Origin of the sequence: Pseudonocardia hispaniensis, from assembly GCF_042658695.1 — a bacterium.
Classification (GTDB): Bacteria; Actinomycetota; Actinomycetes; order Mycobacteriales; family Pseudonocardiaceae; genus Pseudonocardia; species Pseudonocardia hispaniensis.
This window is the reverse complement of the sequence record NZ_JBHSQW010000043.1, coordinates 1-748: the sequence shown is the minus strand read 5'-3', so window position 1 is coordinate 748 and position 748 is coordinate 1. Positions and strand designations below refer to the sequence as shown.

Here is a 748-nt window from a genome sequence, read left to right as displayed (position 1 = left end):
GACGACGTCGACGACCACACAGGTGATGTTGTCCGGCCCACCCGCCTCGTTGGCCAGCGCGATGAGCCGCGCGACCGCCTCGCCCCGGTCGTCGATGTCCGCGAGAACCTCGCGCACCGTGTCGTCGGTCAGCACCGCCGTGACGCCGTCGGAGCACAGGAGATAGCGGTCCCCGGGTGCGGCATCGATCATCCAGACGTCCGGGTCCGGGTCGTGCCCGGCCTGAAGGGCGCGCAGCAGCACCGACCGGCGCGGGTGGCGCATCGCCTCCTCGGCGGTGAGCCGGCCTTCATCGACGAGCGCCTGGACGACGGTGTGGTCGTGGGTCAGGCGACAAAGGTCACCGCCCCGCAGCCGGTAGATGCGCGAGTCGCCGATGTGCAGCACGCCGAGGCGAGTGTCGTCGAGGAGCAAAGCGACCGCCGTCGTTCCCATGCCCCGTAGCGCAGGGTCGCGGCTGGCGCGTTCGTCGAGGCGCTGTGCGGCGTCCACGAGGCCGTCGTACAGCGCTGCGGCGAGATCGACCTCGTGCAGGTCGGCGGGCAATGCGTCATCGAGGTCGGAGAGTGCGGCAACGGTCAGGGCGCTGGCCAGCTCACCATGGGCGTGCCCGCCCATCCCGTCGGCCACGCTCACGAGGCGCTGGCCTGCCGCCGCGGAATCCTGGTTACGCGCCCGTTGCCTGCCGACATCCGATCCGATCGCAGCCCGCAGAGCCAGTGCCATTGGCGCAGTATGGAGTCTGTGT

General features: G+C 70.7%; 1 protein-coding gene. It reads right to left on the bottom strand.

Going from position 1 to position 748, the window contains the following annotated elements; genetic code table 11:
* The coding region (locus tag ACFQE5_RS20185; protein WP_379587258.1) for a PP2C family protein-serine/threonine phosphatase at positions 1-726 on the bottom strand (726 nt) is incomplete at its 3' end.
* Positions 727-748 lie beyond the last annotated feature (22 nt).